The sequence below is a fragment of the Arthrobacter sp. NPDC056727 genome (genome assembly GCF_042790555.1).
Taxonomy (GTDB): domain Bacteria; phylum Actinomycetota; class Actinomycetes; order Actinomycetales; family Micrococcaceae; genus Arthrobacter.
In genome coordinates, this window is sequence record NZ_JBHTZA010000025.1 from 23,893 (window position 1) to 41,428 (window position 17,536).

A 17,536-nucleotide genomic window follows, 5' to 3' on the forward strand; every position below is an offset into this window, starting at 1 on the left:
ATTCCAGTGGAAGCCGATCGCGGGCTATCTAATTGCCGGCACTGGGGACCGGCGGGTGGTACTCAAGATCGCGTAGGGGCGGGCTTGTTGAATTCAAATCGACGAAATCAACGACCGGGCATCCATTACTACCCACCCAGTCTACTGGCAAACCCGTGTTTTCCTTGACTCACGCCGCCGCAGGGGCCAGCACCTGCCGTCCGCAGCGGGTCAGTCGACGAGCTCGAGGCGGATTTCCCGGGTTGTGATGTCGGAGGAGATGAGCCGGACCCGGACCTTGGTGCCGGGCTCCATTTCGCCTTCGCACCGGGCCGTTACTGCCGGTTCGGCGATCTGGACCACGCCTGAGGGGCCGGACCCGTTGGTCCACTTGCCGTTCAGGCCCTTGCCGTTCCCGCCGGTTGCGCCGTTCCCGTTGCCATTGCCGTTCCCGTTGCCGTTCCTGGCGGGCTTTGACCCGGAGATCACCACGGCGTCGAACTCCTGCCCGATGTGGTTGATCAGCAGCGCGGCTTCCACGGTGTCCAGCGCCAGGCGTTCCATCCGTGCCGCCAGCTGGTCCGAGTACGCCATGATCTCGGGCAGTGAGGGCAGCGCCTGGCGGGCCCAGCCGGGCACCGGCCGGTTGTTGCTCAGTGCCTCGCAAATGACCAGCACGAACCGGTCCACGAGGCGGCGCAGCGGTGCGGTGGTGTGGGCGTACGCCGTGCCGATGGCCGACTGGACGGCGTCCTCCGGAACGGTGCCGTCGAAGTGCGTGTACGCGGCTCCGCGGAACAGCATGCCGGCCGAATGGAGGATGGCCAGTTGCCGGTGGTCGGTGGGGTCGAGGGTGCGCAGGTATTCGCCGTAGCTTTCCTGCCCGTCCCACGGCTTGCCGAGCGCTGCTGTCTGCCGCTTGAAATGGCTGAGTGAGCGTTCATCGGGGGCCGGCATGGTGCGCAGGATCCCCACTTTGCCCTCGAGCATCAGGGACGCTGCAGCCATCCCGGTCATGAGCGAAATCTGCGCGTTCCAGTCCTCCACCGGAAGCTGCGGGACCGCCACGATCCGGTAGCCGCCGTCGGGAAGCTGGACGATCTCCTGTTCCGGCATGTTCAGGCTGGCCCCGCCGCGGGCGCGCTCCAGGTCCACGCGCTTGAGCCCCACCTCGCGCAGGAGCTGGAGCATGGGCGGGGCCGTGCCGGCGTCGAGGTCCGCCTGGACACCCTTGTAGTTGAGCTTGGCCCGGCTGCGCACGGCAGCCCGGCGCACCAGCACGGACGCCACCTCCGCGGCGGCGTCGAGCTCGAACTCCCAGACGAAGGCCGAGCACAGCTGCCCGGCCAGCAGGCTTCCGGCGTTCTCGCTGATGACCTCCGGATGCAGCGGGATCCGGCCGTCCGGGGCGTAGAACGTCTGCCCGCGGCGCCGGGTCTCGGCGTCGAGCGCGCCGCCCGGCTGCACGAAGGACGGAACGTCGGCAATGGCGTAAAGGATCCGGTAGCCGTCCCCGCGCCGTTCGATGAAGAGGGCCTGGTCAAGGTCGGTGGACGACGGCGGGTCGATGGTCAGGAACTCCACCCCGGTCAGGTCCAGGGCCGGGAATTCCCGGCCGGCAACGGCGGCTTCGGCCTCCTTGAGCACGTCCTCGGGGAACTCCCCGGGAAGCTCCAGTTCCGTCCGCAGCGCGCTCAGGGCGTCCGCGAGCGCGTTGGTCTGCTCGTGGACGCTGGGCGACAGCCGATGATGTGACACGAAAATCAGGTTAGCCCGAATTGCGCCGTTAGTCTTGGATTATGGGCACATCCTCGGCTGGCACCGCACGCTACGACCGCTTCGTTGCAGACCTGTTCGGTGTGATGGCCTACGGCGAACTGTCCGCGTTCGAACGGCTGTCCTCCGACGCCCGCTACTCGCCCACGCTTCATGACCGTGCCGTGCTCGGCAGGATCGCCGTCATCGAATTCCAGCATTACGAACTGGTGAGTGCCAAGCTGGCGGAGATGGGTGTGGACGTCGAAGATGCGATGCTGCCGTTCCAGTCGGCCGTGGACCACTTCCACGAACGGACCCGCCCGGCGGACTGGTACGAATCCCTGATGAAGGCGTATGTGGCGGACACCGTTTCCGCCGATTTTTACCAGGCTGTCGCGCGGTTCGTGGATGCCGGAACCCGGGAGGTCATCGAGCAGATCCAGTCGTCCGAGGAGGCCACGGCAGTCCTCCGGGAGCGGCTCAGGGGAGCGCTGGCCGACGACCCCCGGCTCGCGTCCAGGCTGGCGCTGTGGGGCCGCCGCCTCCTCGGTGAAGCGATCACGCAGGCCCAGCGGGTGGGCCACGAACACGCCTTTCTGAGCGAACTGTTCGTCGAGGCGGAACCCGGCGCCACGGACGCCACCGCACGGGAACTGGTGCGCGGCATCACCGCCGAGGTCGCGGAAAACCATTCCAAGCGGATGGTCCAGCTGGGCCTGAGCGGGTAGCGCGCCGGGCTATCGCGCGATGGCTGCCGGGGACGTTGCGTCGAGCGCGTCGAGCAGTTCCGCCGCCGCCGCGGCCGGGTCGGACGCCTCCGTGATTGCGCGGACGACGACGATCCTGCTGGCTCCGGCTGCCAGGACCTGCTCGACGTTGGTTCGGTCGATCCCGCCGATCGCGAACCAGGGCAGCAGCAGGCCTCCCACCCGTTCCTCGTTCGCGGTGCGCACAGCCTCCGCCGCATAGGTCAGCAGCTCAAGTCCGACGGCGGCGCGCCCGGGTTTGGTGGGGGTGGCCCAGAGCGGGCCGACGCAGAAATAGTCAAGGCCGCTGCGCCCGTGGGCGGCGGCGACGGCGGCATCGATCTGCTCCGTGCTGTGCGTGGACAGCCCGATCACCGTTGCATCGCGCAGCAGCTTCCGGGCAGCGCGCAGCGGCAGGTCCTTCTGGCCGATGTGGAACACCGGTGCGCCGGCGATGGACGCGATGTCGGCGCGGTCGTTCACGGCCCAAAGCCGTCCGTGCCTGCGGGCCGCGGCGTGGACGATCTCCAGCAGCTCGAGTTCCTCGGCCGCCTCGATGCTCTTGTCCCGCAGCTGGATGATGTCTACGCCGCCGGCAAACGCCGCGTCCACGAAGTCCGCAAAGTCCCCGCGGTCCTTGCGGGCGTCGGTGCAGAGGTACAGGCGGGCGGCGGTGTGGGCAGAGTGCTCGGTCATGGCAACCACCTTAGTTCCTCTAAACTGGGCAGGTACCGCGGGAGCCCGTTGCCGATGTCATAAATGGCGCAGGGCTGAGAGGGCGTCAGAGCCGACCGCTTGACCTGATCCGGTTAGTACCGGCGTAGGGAAGGAAATCATGAATCCTGAATCCAGCGGCGACGATTGTGCCGCCACATCAGTTGAGACCGGCACACCAGCTGAGGCCAGCACAGTAGTCGAGGCAGACGTGGCCGTCATCGGCGGGGGCGTGGTGGGCCACGGCATCGCCTGGGAGGCGCGGCGTTCCGGCCGTTCGGTGGTGCTCATCGATGAAGCCCCCGGCAGCGGCGCAAGCTGGGCTGCGGCCGGGATGCTCGCCCCGGTCAGCGAACTGCACTACCAGGAGGAAGGGCTCCTGGAGCTGATGCTGGAGTCCTCGGCCAGGTGGCCGGAGTTTGCCGCCACGCTCACTGCCGGCGGGGACGCCGGGTATCTCACGACGCCGACCCTTGCCTTGGGTGCGGATCCCGCCGACCGGCGCGCCCTGATGGACCTGCGGGACGTGCAGCGGACCCACGGCCTGGATGTTGAACCGCTGACCATCCGCGAGGCACGCTCCCGGGAGCCGCTGCTCAGCCCCGGAATCTCCTGCGCCCTGGACATCCCGGCGGACCACCAGGTGGATCCGCGCAGGCTTGTGAAAGCGCTGGCCGCAGGGCTGGCCGGCTCTGGCCAGGAGTTACTGCGCCAGGAGATTGCGGCGGCCGACGGGTTCGCGGTGCGGGAGCACGCCGCCGGCCTGCTCTGGGACGGCGGCAGTGTCTGCGGGGTCCGGCTGGCCGGGGGCGGAACTGTCAGGGCGGCCGAGACGGTGGTGGCCAACGGCCTGGCCGCGGCGCACCTGCAGCACCTGCCGGACGGGCTCCAGCTGCCGCTGCGCCCGGTCCATGGGGACATCCTCAGGCTCCGGGTCCCCGCGCACCTGCAGCCCCTGCTTACTGCCACCGTCCGGGGCATGGTGCGGGGCGTCCCGGTTTACATCGTGCCCCGCCAGGACGGCACCGTGGTGATCGGTGCCACCCAGCGCGAGGACGGCGTGCCGGGCACCAGCGCCGGCGGCGTCTACCAGCTGCTTCGTGACGCGCAGGCGCTGCTGCCGGCCGTCGCCGAACTTGAACTGCTCGAAGCCACCGCCCGGGCACGGCCGGGCACTCCGGACAACGCGCCCCTGCTGGGCCGTGTGCCTGCATGCGTACCCGCACGTGGGCAGGATGCCGGCACGGACGTGGCGGGCCTCATCATCGCCACGGGCTTCTTCCGCCACGGCGTGCTGCTGACCCCGGCCGCCGCGGCGATCTGCCGCCAGCTCATGGATGGCATTACCGACCCACGCTGGGCCGCGTTCCGGCCGGCCCGGTTTTCCCCCGGGATCCCGGATGCCCGGGGCGCTGCCGCGGGGCTCACCCCGGTCCCGGGCCAGGCGCCGAACCGACCACCGCGGGTGACCCCGGCCGCCGCGGGCACTCCGGCATGACGCACGTCACATTTGACCCAAACAAGGAATCAGCATGAACATCACTTTGAACGGTATTGAACAGGAAGTAGGCGAGGGCGCCTCGGTCACCACACTTGTCAGCCAGGTCACGGGACGCCGCCTGTCCGCCAGCGGACAGGCCGCCGACGGACGCCGGCTGGGAGTTGCGGTGGCCCGGAACGCGGCCGTGGTGCCGCGCAGCCAGTGGCACAGCACCGCCCTCGCCGAGGGCGACGAGATCGAACTCGTCACGGCAGTCCAAGGAGGATGAGCATGATGGCAGAAACATTGATTGAAACAGCAGACAGCCTGGTCATTGACGGGGTGGAGCTGGCGTCGCGGCTCATCATGGGCACCGGGGGCGCTCCGAGCCTGGACGGTCTCGGCACGGCGCTGGTTGCATCCGGCACCCAGCTGACAACTGTTGCGATGCGGCGCTATTCGCCTGCCGAAACGGGCTCGCTCTTCCAGCTGCTGGTGGACCACAACATCCGCGTCCTCCCCAACACGGCCGGCTGCTTCACGGCCCGGGACGCGGTCATGACGGCCGAGCTGGCGCGTGAGGCGCTGGAGACCGACTGGGTCAAGCTCGAGGTCATCGCGGACGAGCACACACTGCTGCCGGATGCCGTGGAACTCGTGGATGCCACCGAGCAGCTGGTCAACCGCGGCTTCAAGGTCTTCGCCTATACCAACGACGACCCCGTTTTGGCGCTCCGGCTCGAAAACCTGGGAGCCTCGGCCGTCATGCCGCTGGGTGCACCGATCGGCACCGGCCTGGGCATCCTCAATCCGCACAACATCGAGCTGATCGTCTCCCGGGCGTCCGTTCCCGTGGTCCTGGATGCAGGAATCGGTACGGCCTCGGACGCGGCGCTTGCCATGGAGCTGGGCTGCGATGCCGTGCTGCTGGCCACGGCCGTCACCCGTGCGCAGAACCCCGCAGTCATGGCCGAGGCCTTCAAACACGCTGTCATCGCCGGTAGGCTGGCGCGTGCGGGCGGGCGGATCCCGCGCCGTGAGCATGCACTGGCGTCGTCGGCCATGGAAGGCCGGGCGGAGTTCCTCTAAGCCCGGTCAGCCCTGACGGTTCCGGGCAGGCTCTCCAGGTACTTCCAAGGAGCCAGCCGTGGCCGCCAGGGACAGCATCCTCACCCGACCCCAGATCGACGAAGCGCTCGCCGGCCTTCCGGACTGGCGTTACCGGCTGGGCGGACTGGTCACCGTCTATAAAACGCCGACGGCGGCCGTCGCGCTTGAGCTGATTGCCGCCGTCGGGCGTATTGCAGAGGATCTGGACCACCATCCGGACCTGGACTGGCGATACAACCGCGTGTTCATCCGGTTCAGCTCCCACGACGCTGGGGGCGAGGTGACCACCCGGGACACCGGAGCCGCCGCCTCGGTCAGTGCTGCCGCGGGCGCGGCCGGCGCCGAAGCCCAGCCCGGGCTCTACCGGTCAGTGGACATCGGCATCGACACGGCTGACGCGGCGGAGATCTCCGAGGTCTGGCGCGTGGCCCTGGGTTACCGGAAGGGCCGGTTCGGGGACCTGGTGGACCCGTACGGCCGCGGACCCGGCCTGTGGTTCCAGGAAACCCCGACTCCGAACGAGAACCGCCTGCACCTGGACATCCACCGCTCGAAGGCCGAGTCGGCCCCCGCCCTGGAGAAGACGGCAGCAACCGGGGCCTTAATGAACAGTGACCACGCACCCAACTGGGTGGTGGTCACTGATGCCCAGGGAAACCGGCTCTGCCTGTGCACCGAGGAAGGCCACGGGCCGGACCTGGGCACGGAAGAGCCTGCCGGACCTGAAGCCGGCTAAATCTTCAGCGCTGCCGTCAGCCGCTGGGTGTCCTGCCTGGCGCGCGCACGGCCCAGGTAGACCGCAACAGCCAGGGCGGCACCGCTTCCGGCCACCATGGGAAGGACCCACGGTATCCACGTCAAGCCCGGCTGGTAGCCCAGCCCCGCCCAGATGCAGATGATCCAGGCGAGCATGCCCACCGCCGCGGCGGTACCGGCCGGCAGGAGGACGCCGTACTTGGTGTGGCGCCTGTCGTTGGCCCAAACGATGAAGCCGGCCGCGGCAGTCACCAGGAGCACGATCGCGAGGGACAGCACGGCTGGGCCTACAGGGCGCCGAAGCCGACCCGGCGCACTTCCTCTGCGCCGATTTCGACGTAGCCGAGGACATTGGCCGGGATGATGATCTGGCGGCCCTTCTCGTCGTTCAGGCGCAGCTCGCTGCCCTTGGCGATGGCCTCGGCCACGGTTTTGGCTACAGCGTCAGCATCCTGAGCCGATTCCAGCACAATTTCACGGCCGACGTTCTGAATGCCGATCTTTACTTCCACAGCAGGGCCTCCCAGCCAGTCAAGGTTGAAATTTCAAAGGTAGTTTCAGTTGTAGTCTAGGTCTCTTTGGGGAAGCGAGAGATTCCGCGCCAAGCTAAACGGTAAATCAGGTCGCTGGCCACATCGAGGTCGAGGTTGCCGTCCGTTTCGAGCCAGTAGCGGGCGCTGACCTGGGCCATGCCGGCCAGGCCGCGTCCCAGCAGCTGCGCCTCCAGAAGCGGCAGCTTGGTGTCCTCGGCGATGATCCGCGCGATGGCCTCCGCGAACGTCTTGTTGAACGTTTCCAGGCGCGAGCTGACGTCGGCATCGTTGATGAGGTCGGACTCGAACACCAGCCGGTGTGCCTGGTCGTCGCTGTCGATGAAGCGGAAGTACGCGCGCATGACGGCCTGCACGCGCTCTTTGTTGTCCGTGGTGGAGTTCATGGCCCCGAGCATGAGCTCGGTCAGTGCCTCGAGATGGCTGTCCAGCAGGGCAAGGTACAGCTCCCGCTTCGAGGGGAAGTGCTGGTAAAGCACGGGCTTGCTGACATGGGCCGTCTCCGCGATCTCGTCCATCGCAGCACCGTGGTAGCCGTTGGCGACAAAGACCTCCTGGGCTGCGGCCAGCAGCTGGGCACGGCGCTCATCGCGCGGCAGCCTGGCGGAGCGCTGGCCGGGGGCGCGGACCGTGCCGGCATTGGATTGCGCGGCCTGAGTTCGATCAACCGGTGCATGATGAACCACTGTTGGCCTTCTTTCCTTTTCAGTTAACTTCACTTTACCCGGGGGTAATATGACCGCGCGGTATCTTCAGGCATACATTGAAGTATGGCTTCTCCGTCCACCGCAAATACAGTCCGCACGCTCCCGGGCCCCCTTGTCGATCCCGGGCCCGCGCTTTCCACCGAAGAGGTGGAGCGGTATTCCCGGCACCTCATCATTCCCGAAATCGGCGCACTGGGCCAAAGGCGGCTGAAGAACGCCCGGGTGCTGGTCATCGGCGCGGGCGGCCTGGGCTCGCCGGCGCTGCTGTACCTGGCCGCCGCCGGCGTGGGGACTATCGGCATCATCGACGATGACGCCGTGGACCTGAGCAACCTGCAGCGGCAGATCATCCATGGCGTGCGGGACGTCGGCCGGCCCAAGATCGAGTCTGCCCGCGATGCCATCGCGGAACTGAACCCGCTGGTGGACGTCCGCCTGCACAACACCAGGCTCGACGCCTCCAACGCACTGGAGCTTTTCGCCGACTACGACCTCATCCTGGACGGCGCGGACAACTTTGCCACGCGCTACCTGGTCAACGACGCCGCTGCCATCCTCGGCAAGCCCTACGTGTGGGGATCGATCTTCCGCTTCGACGGGCAGGTCAGCGTCTTCTGGGAGCAGCACGGGCCCACCTACCGGGACCTCTATCCGGAGGCGCCGCCGGCCGGTGAAGTTCCCTCGTGCGGTGAGGGCGGCGTGTTCGGGATGCTGTGCGCGGCGGTCGGATCGCTCATGGTGACGGAGGCCGTCAAGCTGATAACCGGCGTCGGGCGTTCCCTGCTGGGCCGGGTGGCGCTGTACGACGCCCTGGGCGGCAGCTGGCGCGAGATCCGGGTGGCCAAGGACCCCGACGCCCCGCGGATCACCGAACTGACCGACTACGAGGCGTTCTGCGGCATCGCCCCGGCGGAGACAACCGACACGGAGCACACCGTGACGGCGACCCAGCTGGCGACGATGCTGGCCTCGCGGCAGGCCGGGCTGAAGGACTTCGACCTCGTGGACGTGCGCGAGTCGGGGGAGTACGACATTGTCCGGATCGACGGCTCCGTGCTGATCCCGCAGGGGCGCATCCTGTCCGGCGAGGCGTGGGGCGAGCTGCCGCAGGACAAGGACATCGTGTTCCACTGCAAGGCCGGGACGCGCTCGGCAACGGTGCTGGCCGCCGCGCGGAAGGCCGGCTACCAGCGCGTCAGCCATCTCGACGGCGGCATCCTCGCCTGGGTGCGCGACGTGGAGCCGCAGAAGCCCGTCTACTGACCCCGTTCTCACCGGGCAATGACAGGGATCTGCCGGGTATGCAGAACCTTGCCCGTGATCCAGTCCAGCAGGTCCACCGTGAGCTTGTAGTCGCCTGCCGCCGGCGGCCGCAGCAGCATGTCGTACCGTTCCGCGGCGCCGAAGTTGATGAGGCCGGTGCGCATGGGGCTGGTTTGCGAGATGGGCCGGGCCGGCGCATTCGGGTTTGAGGTGTCGCGGAACGGGCGGCCGTCGTGCGAGATCAGCTCTGCCATTGCCACGCGTTTCCCGGCGGCATCCGTGAAATAGGCGTTCACGGGGAAATAGTTGGCGTTCAGCAGCCGCAGCAGGGTCGGTTTGACCGTTCCCCCGTTGGAGACCCGGGCACGGATGCGGGTCAGCTGGAGGGGGCCCTCCGTGGTGGGTGTCGGGGCCAGTTCGCCGCCGAGCAGGTAGAAATGCTCGGGGTGGAACTTGTCCAGGCCGGCATCGTCCCCTGACAGGCCGGCAGCGTGGTTGAGCTCATGCCAGCGCGGGTCCACCGAGTACGGGACCAGGAGGGTCTCGGTGGCGATGTCGTATTCGGGCCCGTCCCCGAACGCCCGCCGTGCCCCCTTGGTCACCGGGTAGCCGGGGTGCACCACCGGGTCAATGATCAGCGGGCCGAACATGCCCATCTGCACGTGCAGGGTGGTGTTGACGTGGCAGTGGTAGAAGTACGTCCCGGCCGCGCCCACGTTCGGATTTCCAGGGATGCCGCGTTCCGGGCGCCACTGGTAGGTGTAGCTTCCCGAGACCTCGAAGGAGGTATGGCCCACGCCGTCGTTCCGGGGGTCGGGCTCTATGCCATGCCAGTGGATGGTATGGACCTTCTTGCTCGGACGGATCGTCGCGTGCCACAGCTGTCCCTCCGTGACGCGCAGCAGGGGCGCGGGGAAGACCCGGCCGGAGTTTTCCGACTCGAACGTCCACATCTCGAATTCGCCGCCGTCGTCGAACTTCATCTTGCGGTTGAAGAACTTCAATTCGTGGGCAACATCGGGGGTCTGCCGGAACTCCGTCGCCGGGCTGCCCTCATGCATCTGGTGCGAGCTGAAGTCCACCTGGCTGCCGAAGAGTTCGTGCGCCGGGCCGGTGTCCGGCCCTGGGGCGGCAAGGGTCCAGTGGCCCACCAGGCCGCCGGGATACAGACCGCCGCGCGCCACCTGCGACGGCTCCGCGTGGCAGTGCATCGGATAAAACCAGTCTTCCTTCCGTGCGTTCCAGACCTGGTCGATAGCCTCCGGCGGCCGACGCATCGGAAGGATGGAGTCCTTGCGGTCCAGGGGATGCATTTCAATGACGTCTTCCCACTGCTGGAGCACCACATGGCCTTCGGCATCGATCCTGCCCTTGGTGCGGGGGAACGCCACGCCGTTGCGCTGAACCGTCCAGAGGTGGTTTCCGTGGAAATGGAGCTGGTGATGGACGACTCCTGCGTTGAGGAAGCGCATGAGCTGGCCGGCCCGGACTGTGCCGGGCGCGGCACTCAGGCTGAAGTTGCGGACGTCGATCTGGCGGGCGGAGCCGGACATCAGCGTGTCCTCCTCCCGGATTCGGTTGAGAGCCTCGTCGGTGGAGGCGGCCAGCGACTGGAAGCCGCTGCGTCCGTTGAGCGTGAAGTAGCGGGGCACGGCGGGAGTCTTGTCCGGGTCGACGGTGCCCTGCCGCGAGGCGATGCCCGCCCAGACCGGATCCACGTTGTGGAGCATCCACAGCCACTGGCGCTCAAACTCCGTTCCGTGCGGGCCGGCCCGCCAGGGCGAGTCTGGATTGACCACCAGCAGGGCACCGAACAGGCCGAGGACCCGCTGCACGGGGTCCGCGTCCGGGTCGGCCGGATCAGCCCCCGGGTCGCAGTACAGGTAAGTGCCCTCTGCCGGCGCCTTGAAGGTCAAGGTCTTGCTTTGGCCCGGCTTGATGGCGCCGGTTCCGACGTGGCCCTTCGACGCGCCGGCGTTGAGGAACTGCAGCGCGTGGTCCTGGGTGAGGTTATTGGTCACCCGGATGCTGATGGTGCTCCCGGTTTCGGCGATGAGCGTCCGGTCCGGGAAGAAGCTCGCCCAGTGGGCGCGGCGAATCAGGAACTCGCCGGGATTGAGCGGATCCTTGGCTGCCGGCGTGGGACGGCCGAGGGGAGGCACGGCGGCCTTGAGGGGATAGGTGCGGCTGGCCACGGCCGAGCCGTTGCGAAGGAACACCCGGGGACTCACGGACAGGCTGGGCTTCGGGTCTTTGACCGCGGTCCGGCGGTCCCCGAAGCCGCGGTGGTAGACCAGCGTGCCGTCCACCATGGGGAGGTATCCGTCATTGATATAAAGGTCCAGCGGGCTCATGACGGCACCTTCGCCACGCTCAGCAGCGGCAGGGCAAGGGTCCTGGCTTCGTCGTCCAGCCCCGTGTACTCGACTTCCATGGCCACGGAATCGTGCGGGGCCAGATAGCTGATCCAGACCTGCTCGGTGGCGCCGGCGGCAATCGTTCCCGGGCCGTGGTCGGCGTCCTGCGGCGCCACGGTGATCCCGGATGGCAGCAGTTTGAGGCGCAGCTGCCCGGGGCTGAACAGGGCCGGCCCGGGACTGGTGTTCGTGAGCGCCACTTCAAGCACGACGACGTCACCCCAGGTGAAGTTCCCGGGCTGCGGCCAGTCGGAGTCCAGGAGGGGATCGCTGTGGTGGCTGTTCACCGGTGCGCTTTGGCGGCTGGAAATGCGCTGGATTCCGGGCTGGCCCGCGGCGGCGGCCCGGCGTGCGCTGTTGGTCACCTGCGATACCGCCGAGGCGAGCGGCGTGGCGGCAGGCTGCCCCTGCGCATCGAGCCTTGCGAGGCGGCCGGCGTCAACCAGTGAGAGGGTCCCGAAGGCGGTGTCCAGGCCCTTTCCGCTGCCCGGACGGCTGCGGGCGACGAGACCGTAGGTCCCGCCGCCTACCAGCAGAACGGCTCCGCCTCCCACCAGAAGTCCGAATTGCCGGCGGCTCAGAGGCGGCACGGCAGGGGCCGGTGAAGAAAAATTCATGACTGCTCCCCAATATGGTTTTCACGGGCAACATCCATGCTGCCCGGGGAGCCTATGGAAAGCTTGTGGGGTGCTGTTTGTCAGAACATACGGTGTGTTCAGAAAAGACGCCGGTTAGGCGGAATTGCGGCGGGTACCGTCCTGCGCGGCCGACGTTCCGACACCGAGCGCACTGTGGTCAACGGGGCATTCGGCCTTGGCCGCGGCCGCGGGCTGCTCCACCGTGATGCCGTACAAAGTTTCCAGGGCAGCGACGTAGTCGTCCTGCTGGCCGTTGGACGCCAGCTCGCGGGCCCGGACGGTGGGGACATGGAGCAGCTGCTTCACCATGCGGCGCAGTGCGAACTCCACCTCCTCGGCGGCGGCAGTGCAGCCGTGACGGGCGCGCACCTTTTCCATTTCCGCGTCCAGCACGTTCATGGTGTGGCGCCGAAGGGCAACGATGGCCGAATCCACGGAACGCGCCTCGCGTTCCTGTTCAAACGCCTGGGCGGCGCCGGAAACCATGCTGCTGGCCTGGGCCAGCGACTCTGCCTGCTCCTGGGGCGCCGCGAGCCGTACGGACTCCAGCGTGAGCAGCTCCACGCCGTCGAGCTCCCCGACGGCGGGATCAAAATCGTGGGTGAGCGCCAGGTCGATGGCGATCAGCGGCTGCGTGGACCCGGCACGCACCTGGGCGAGTTCGCCGGCCTCCACCCTCGTGTCCGAGCCGCTGCAGCCGATCATGACGTCGGCGGCGGCTACCGCCGCGTGCAGGGTGTCGCCGTCGAGGGCGGTGCCGCCCCGGGTTGCCACGAAGGTGGCCGCACGGCCCGACGACGAGAACACGTAGATGTCGCGGCAGCCGCGTTCACGGAGGAGCGCCATGGTGGCCCCGGCGTAGGCGCCGGTGCCGAACACCACAACCTTCTTCTTGGACCAGTCGGTCTCTTCGGACAGGTCGGTGGCGAGGTCCAGTGCCACGGAGACGATGGACAGGCCACGGGAGCCGAGCGCGGTCTGCGCGCCGACGTCCTTGGCGGTCTTGGAAGCGGCCTGGAACAGGCGGACCAGTCCGGCGCTGGCGGTGCCCTCATGCTGGGCGGTGATCAGTGCACGGCGCACCTGTCCGGCGATCTCACGTTCGCCCACCACCGCGGAGTCGAGTCCGGAGCTCACCGCAAACAGGTGCGTGGTGACCTCGGGGCCGGTGTGGGTGCTGAACGACCGGGACACGAGCTGCTCGCTGAGGCCGCTTGTTTCGCTGATCTGGCCCACCAGTGCGGCGCGTGCGGCTTCCACGTCGTCGGCGTGCGGCGCCTCGCCGTAGATTTCGTAGCGGTTGCAGGTGGCAAGGACCACTGCGCCCTTAACCGCCGGGGAACCGGCGAGGGCGGACGTGGCAATGCCAGAGGAACCGTTGCTCAACTGAGCGACAGTTTCGAGGTCGATGTCGGCGTGTGTAGCCACCAATGAGAAAAGAACCACAGCAGGACAATCATAGCTTTTTCGCATCGGTGTAGAACAACCCTTCAAACGGATAGGGGGTTCCAGCGCCTGTGATTCCTGCCACCCGCCGGATCCGGCCGCCGCCGGATGACAAGCTGTCGTTATCTTTTGGGGACTATTTTGGGCACAATCAAAGGCATGACTTCTAGCGCTGTAACCCCCGCCGGTACCGGACTCGACGCAGGCCATCCGCTTCGCGACGGACGCACTGCAGACTCTCCGCTTATTACGGCTTACCGCGGCGGCAAGCCGGTCCGGCGCCCGGTGTGGTTCATGCGGCAGGCGGGGCGTTCGCTGCCGGAATACCTGAAGGTCCGCGAGGGCGTTGCCATGCTGGACTCCTGCCTACGGCCCGAACTTGCCTCGGAAATCACCCTGCAGCCGGTACGCCGGCACGATGTTGACGCGGGCATCTTCTTCTCCGACATTGTTATTCCGCTCAAGCTGGCCGGCGTCGGCGTTGACATCGTGCCGGGTGTCGGGCCCGTCCTGGACAAGCCCGTGCGGACCGCCGCCGATGTTGCGGCCCTGCCCCGGCTCACCGAGGAGTCGCTGGAACCCATCCGGGAAGCCGTCCGTCTGACCGTGGATCAGCTTGGCAAGACCCCGCTGATCGGCTTCGCCGGCGCGCCCTTCACGCTGGCGGCATACATGGTGGAGGGCCGTCCCTCCCGCGACCACCTTGGCCCGCGCACCATGATGCACGCCGACCCCGAGACGTGGACGGCGCTGGCCAACTGGGCCGCGGACGCCTCGGGTCTGTTCCTGCGTGCCCAGCTGGAGGCGGGCGCCTCCGCCGGCCAGCTCTTCGACTCGTGGGCGGGTTCCCTGGGCCTGGCGGATTACACCCGATTCGTCGCCGCCGCATCCTCCCGGGCCCTGGACCACGTCCGTGACCTTGGCGCGCCGCTGGTCCACTTCGGCACCGGCACCTCCGAACTGCTCGTGGCCATGCGCGACGTCGGCGTTGACGTGGTGGGCGTGGACTACCGGCTGCCGCTGGACGAAGCCAACCGCCGGCTGGGCGGCACCGTTCCGCTGCAGGGCAACATCGATCCCGCGCTGCTGTCCGCCCCGTGGGAGGTCCTCGAGGCGCATGTCCGCGAGGTCATCGCAGCAGGCGCGGCGGCCCCCGGCCATGTGCTGAACCTTGGGCACGGGGTACCGCCGGAGACGGACCCGGATGTCCTGACGCGCGTCGTCGAACTCATCCACTCCATCTCTCCGGAGTAGGGCAGTGGCTGCGGGCAGTCCCTCGCTCGCCGGACGCACGGCGCTGGTGGTCGGCGGCGGCATCTCCGGGCTCCTGGCCGCCCGGGAACTGGCCCGGGCCGGTCTGGACACCACGGTGCTCGAAGCTGCCGACGCCTGGGGCGGCTGCGTCGGCCGGCACGACGTGGCCGGGCTGGCCCTGGACAGCGGGGCCGAGTCGTTCGCCACCCGCTCCAGCGCGGTGGCTGACCTGGCGGCTGAGCTGGGACTGGCCGGACACATCGTTGCCCCGAAGCCCGGCGGCGCCTGGGTACAGCTGCCTGGCGGACCGCGGGAACTTCCCAAGACAGGGGTGCTGGGCATCCCGGCCAATCCCTGGGACCCCGAGGTTCGCCGCTCGCTGGGCCTGGGCGGCTCCCTGCGCGCCTCACTGGACAAGCTGCTGCCTGCCTCCGTGGGGACCACCGCAGAGGTTTCCAGCGTCTCCGCACTGGTGCGGGCCCGCATGGGACGGCGCGTCCTCGAACGGCTCGTCGAACCGGTGGTGGGCGGCGTGCATTCCGCCGACCCCGGCCTTCTCGACGTCGATATGGTGGCCCCGGGCCTCCGCGCCGGAATCACCCGGCACGGGTCGCTGGCAGCGGCCGTCGCCGCCCAGCGCAAGGGGACAGGAACGCCCGCCGGGTCACAGCAGCCCACGCCACCGCAGGCAACGCCGGACAAGCCCGCCAAGGCGGGCTCCGCCGTCGCCGGCCTGAAGGGCGGCATGCACACCCTCATCACGGAACTGGTGGCGGACCTGCGGGCCCGCGGTGTGCGGCTGCTGACGGCGACGGCGGCAACGGCAGTTGCGCGGACCCCGCAGGGCTGGAAGGTAACGGCAGGAGAGGACAGCTATCCGGCCGACGCACTGGTGGTGGCCCTGGACGGGCCGTCCGCAGTGCGGCTCCTCGGCGAAGCCGTCCCGGCCCTGGCCGGACATCGGCCCGGACCTGGACCTGTGGTCAAGCTTGTGACACTCGTTGTTGATCTGCCCGCGCTGGACAGGCGTCCGCGCGGGACGGGAATCCTGGTGGCCCCGCAAACGGAGGGTATCCGGGCGAAGGCCCTTACCCACGCCACCGGCAAGTGGGACTGGGTGGCTGAAGCGGCCGGACGCGGCAGGCACGTGCTGCGGCTCTCCTATGGGCGCAGCGAGGATGCGTCAGCCGATGTGGCGGCGGCCGGGACGGGCACCGCATCGGCAACAGACGGGGAACTGCTTGACATGGCTTTGCAGGATGCGTCAGCGCTGCTGACCGTGCCTGTCACACGGGATGCGCTGGTGGACTGGGACGTCGTCACCTGGGCCGGAGCGCTGCCGTTTGCCGCTGTGGGGCACCGCCAGCGGGTTGCCGAAGTGCGGCAGGTCTGCGCCGGCATCGACGGGCTGCTGATGGTTGGCGGCTGGCTGGCCGGCAACGGGCTGGCGGCAGTGGTGGCCGACACGAAAAAGCAGCTCGCTGCCTTCCTGGCGCGGGGCTGAGCAAAAGTTTCCGGGGCTCCCGCCAGGCAGCTTCCCTGACGCCCGCGATACCTGCTCGCCGGGCCACCCGCAAGTTTTCCCCGGCGCGAAATTGTGTCTAGGGTCGATGACTATGGTCAATCAGAAGTCCGATGGTTTTCGTTCGCTGACTGGTTTCCATGGGGGTCTTCGGCGCGGCACCGCAGCAGCGGCGTTCGGAGCGGTACTGGTCTTGTCCGCAGGCGTTCCTGCATCCAACGCTGCCGCCGCTGAGCTGCCGGCATCCGACCTGCTGGGGGACTCAGAGCACTCCGGCACGGGGCTGGCGGCCACCGTCGACGCCGCGGGCCTGAAGGCCTGGGCGGCAGCCGCATTGTCGACCGAGCGCGACAGTCCGGCCGAACCGGCGCCCTCGGAGTCGCCGTCGGCAGCACCCTCCGAGTCGCCGTCGGTCCCGCCGTCGCTTTCGCCGCTGGTTCCGGCTCCGGCCCCGTCCATGACCATTTCTGCCAGCCCGACGCCGGCCGTTCCCGTGCCATCGCCGTCGGTCCCCGTTCCCCTGCCGTCCGTTCCGGTGCCCACCGTTCCGGTGCCGACCGCGCCGGTTCAAACCGGTCCCGCGCCATCGCCGGCCCGGACCTCCTCGGGAACGCCGGCTCCGTCCCGCTCAGCCGCGCCGGCGCCCTCTTCCGCAGAAACTTCCCCCTCCGGCACGCAGTCCCCGTCCGGCGCCGCGTCGCCGTCGGGCAGCTGGTCCGGATCATCGGCGGGAACCGCTGGCTCCTCGCCGGCCGGCCAGGCTCCTGCCGGACCGGCCCCGGCAGGCTCAGCCCCGGGATCCTCCGCCCCCGGGACGGTCGGGTCTCCGGCCGCTGAAAGTTCCGCAGCGACCGCCGAAACCCCCGCCGCGGAGGCCAGCCCGTTCGCGGCGATCACTGGCCTGTCCGGCGGCGCCGGCCTCCGGGGACGTTCAGCCGCGGGTGTTGCCGGCGGCGTGTGGGGCTCGGCGGAGCTGTCCGGCCCCAACAACATGGCCACGATCAGCTCGCCGTATATGCGCGGGCCGGCCGAAAGCGCCGTCATGGGCGTGTCGCAAAACGGCACTATTGCCCCTCAGGTGTGGTGGGGAGCAGGGCTGCTTGCCCTTGCCGGGGCCGCGGGCGTGGCCGCAGTCCGGCTCCGGCGGGCGCTGTGAACCAGGCTGTGAAATTAACCACTTCTACACGACGTAGAA

At 68.6% G+C, this 17,536-nt stretch carries 17 protein-coding genes and 1 riboswitch; of the genes, 9 read left to right on the forward strand and 8 right to left on the reverse strand.

What is annotated here, in order from left to right; genetic code table 11:
* Positions 1-210: 210 nt before the first annotated feature.
* Entirely contained in the window at positions 211-1,737 is a 1,527-nt protein-coding gene (locus tag ACFRAH_RS20055; RefSeq protein ID WP_377992667.1) for an RNB domain-containing ribonuclease, read from the reverse strand.
* A 41-nt stretch (positions 1,738-1,778) separates the two neighbouring features.
* Between ACFRAH_RS20055 and ACFRAH_RS20060 the strand changes: the two genes are divergently transcribed.
* Positions 1,779-2,465: a ferritin-like fold-containing protein gene (locus tag ACFRAH_RS20060; RefSeq protein ID WP_377992668.1), complete on the forward strand. Its 687-nt coding sequence runs from the start codon at positions 1,779-1,781 to the stop codon at positions 2,463-2,465.
* Positions 2,466-2,474: 9 nt separating this feature from the next.
* On the opposite strand, the gene thiE is transcribed toward ACFRAH_RS20060, so the two are convergent.
* Positions 2,475-3,179, reverse strand: coding sequence for a thiamine phosphate synthase (thiE, locus tag ACFRAH_RS20065; RefSeq protein ID WP_377992669.1), 705 nt, complete (start codon positions 3,177-3,179; stop codon positions 2,475-2,477).
* 27 nt (positions 3,180-3,206) lie between these two features.
* Positions 3,207-3,328: riboswitch (TPP riboswitch) on the forward strand.
* Here thiE and thiO point away from each other — a divergent pair.
* The 4 genes from thiO (at position 3,319) to ACFRAH_RS20085 (ending at position 6,523) form a co-directional block, all read left to right on the forward strand.
* Entirely contained in the window at positions 3,319-4,695 is a 1,377-nt protein-coding gene (gene thiO, locus ACFRAH_RS20070; RefSeq protein WP_377992670.1) for a glycine oxidase ThiO, read from the forward strand. Its footprint overlaps the riboswitch before it by 10 nt.
* A gap of 34 nt (positions 4,696-4,729) precedes the next feature.
* Positions 4,730-4,966, forward strand: a complete 237-nt coding sequence (gene thiS / locus ACFRAH_RS20075) for a sulfur carrier protein ThiS (RefSeq protein ID WP_377992671.1) — start codon at positions 4,730-4,732, stop codon at positions 4,964-4,966.
* A 5-nt stretch (positions 4,967-4,971) separates the two neighbouring features.
* Positions 4,972-5,766, forward strand: coding sequence for a thiazole synthase (locus tag ACFRAH_RS20080; RefSeq protein ID WP_377992706.1), 795 nt, complete (start codon positions 4,972-4,974; stop codon positions 5,764-5,766).
* Positions 5,767-5,824: 58 nt separating this feature from the next.
* Entirely contained in the window at positions 5,825-6,523 is a 699-nt protein-coding gene (locus ACFRAH_RS20085) for a 4a-hydroxytetrahydrobiopterin dehydratase (RefSeq protein ID WP_377992672.1), read from the forward strand.
* Here the strand turns inward: ACFRAH_RS20085 and ACFRAH_RS20090 are convergent.
* The 3 genes from ACFRAH_RS20090 to ACFRAH_RS20100 are packed head-to-tail and all read right to left on the reverse strand — an operon-like array spanning position 6,520 to position 7,780.
* Entirely contained in the window at positions 6,520-6,822 is a 303-nt protein-coding gene (locus tag ACFRAH_RS20090; protein WP_377992673.1) for a hypothetical protein, read from the reverse strand. The genes ACFRAH_RS20085 and ACFRAH_RS20090 overlap by 4 nt on opposite strands.
* 8 nt (positions 6,823-6,830) lie before the next feature.
* On the reverse strand, positions 6,831-7,055 hold the full coding sequence (locus tag ACFRAH_RS20095; protein ID WP_377992674.1) for a DUF3107 domain-containing protein: 225 nt from the start codon (positions 7,053-7,055) through the stop codon (positions 6,831-6,833).
* Between the two features lie 56 nt (positions 7,056-7,111).
* Positions 7,112-7,780 (reverse strand): TetR/AcrR family transcriptional regulator, encoded by a 669-nt coding sequence (locus ACFRAH_RS20100; RefSeq protein WP_377992675.1) that lies wholly within the window; start codon positions 7,778-7,780, stop codon positions 7,112-7,114.
* An 84-nt stretch (positions 7,781-7,864) separates the two neighbouring features.
* On the opposite strand from ACFRAH_RS20100, the gene moeB reads away from it, so the two are divergent.
* On the forward strand, positions 7,865-9,064 hold the full coding sequence (moeB, locus tag ACFRAH_RS20105) for a molybdopterin-synthase adenylyltransferase MoeB (RefSeq protein WP_377992676.1): 1,200 nt from the start codon (positions 7,865-7,867) through the stop codon (positions 9,062-9,064).
* A gap of 8 nt (positions 9,065-9,072) precedes the next feature.
* Here the strand turns inward: moeB and ACFRAH_RS20110 are convergent, their stop codons facing one another.
* From ACFRAH_RS20110 to ACFRAH_RS20120, 3 genes are all read right to left on the reverse strand, one after another.
* The gene (locus ACFRAH_RS20110; protein WP_377992677.1) at positions 9,073-11,418 is read right to left on the reverse strand and encodes a multicopper oxidase domain-containing protein; all 2,346 of its coding nucleotides are present in this window, start codon (positions 11,416-11,418) and stop codon (positions 9,073-9,075) included.
* A complete protein-coding gene (locus ACFRAH_RS20115; protein ID WP_377992678.1) occupies positions 11,415-12,098 on the reverse strand; it encodes a hypothetical protein in 684 nt (227 codons plus the stop codon). The genes ACFRAH_RS20110 and ACFRAH_RS20115 overlap by 4 nt, the downstream gene beginning before the upstream one ends.
* Positions 12,099-12,212: 114 nt before the next feature.
* A complete protein-coding gene (locus ACFRAH_RS20120) occupies positions 12,213-13,565 on the reverse strand; it encodes a glutamyl-tRNA reductase (protein ID WP_377992679.1) in 1,353 nt (450 codons plus the stop codon).
* A 159-nt stretch (positions 13,566-13,724) separates the two neighbouring features.
* Here ACFRAH_RS20120 and hemE point away from each other — a divergent pair, with 159 nt between their 5' ends.
* The 3 genes from hemE (at position 13,725) to ACFRAH_RS20135 (ending at position 17,497) form a co-directional block, all read left to right on the forward strand.
* Positions 13,725-14,819 (forward strand): uroporphyrinogen decarboxylase, encoded by a 1,095-nt coding sequence (gene hemE / locus ACFRAH_RS20125; RefSeq protein WP_377992680.1) that lies wholly within the window; start codon positions 13,725-13,727, stop codon positions 14,817-14,819.
* Positions 14,820-14,823: 4 nt separating this feature from the next.
* A complete protein-coding gene (gene hemG / locus ACFRAH_RS20130) occupies positions 14,824-16,323 on the forward strand; it encodes a protoporphyrinogen oxidase (protein ID WP_377992681.1) in 1,500 nt (499 codons plus the stop codon).
* A gap of 112 nt (positions 16,324-16,435) precedes the next feature.
* A complete protein-coding gene (locus ACFRAH_RS20135; RefSeq protein ID WP_377992682.1) occupies positions 16,436-17,497 on the forward strand; it encodes a hypothetical protein in 1,062 nt (353 codons plus the stop codon).
* The last annotated feature ends 39 nt before the right edge of the window (positions 17,498-17,536 follow it).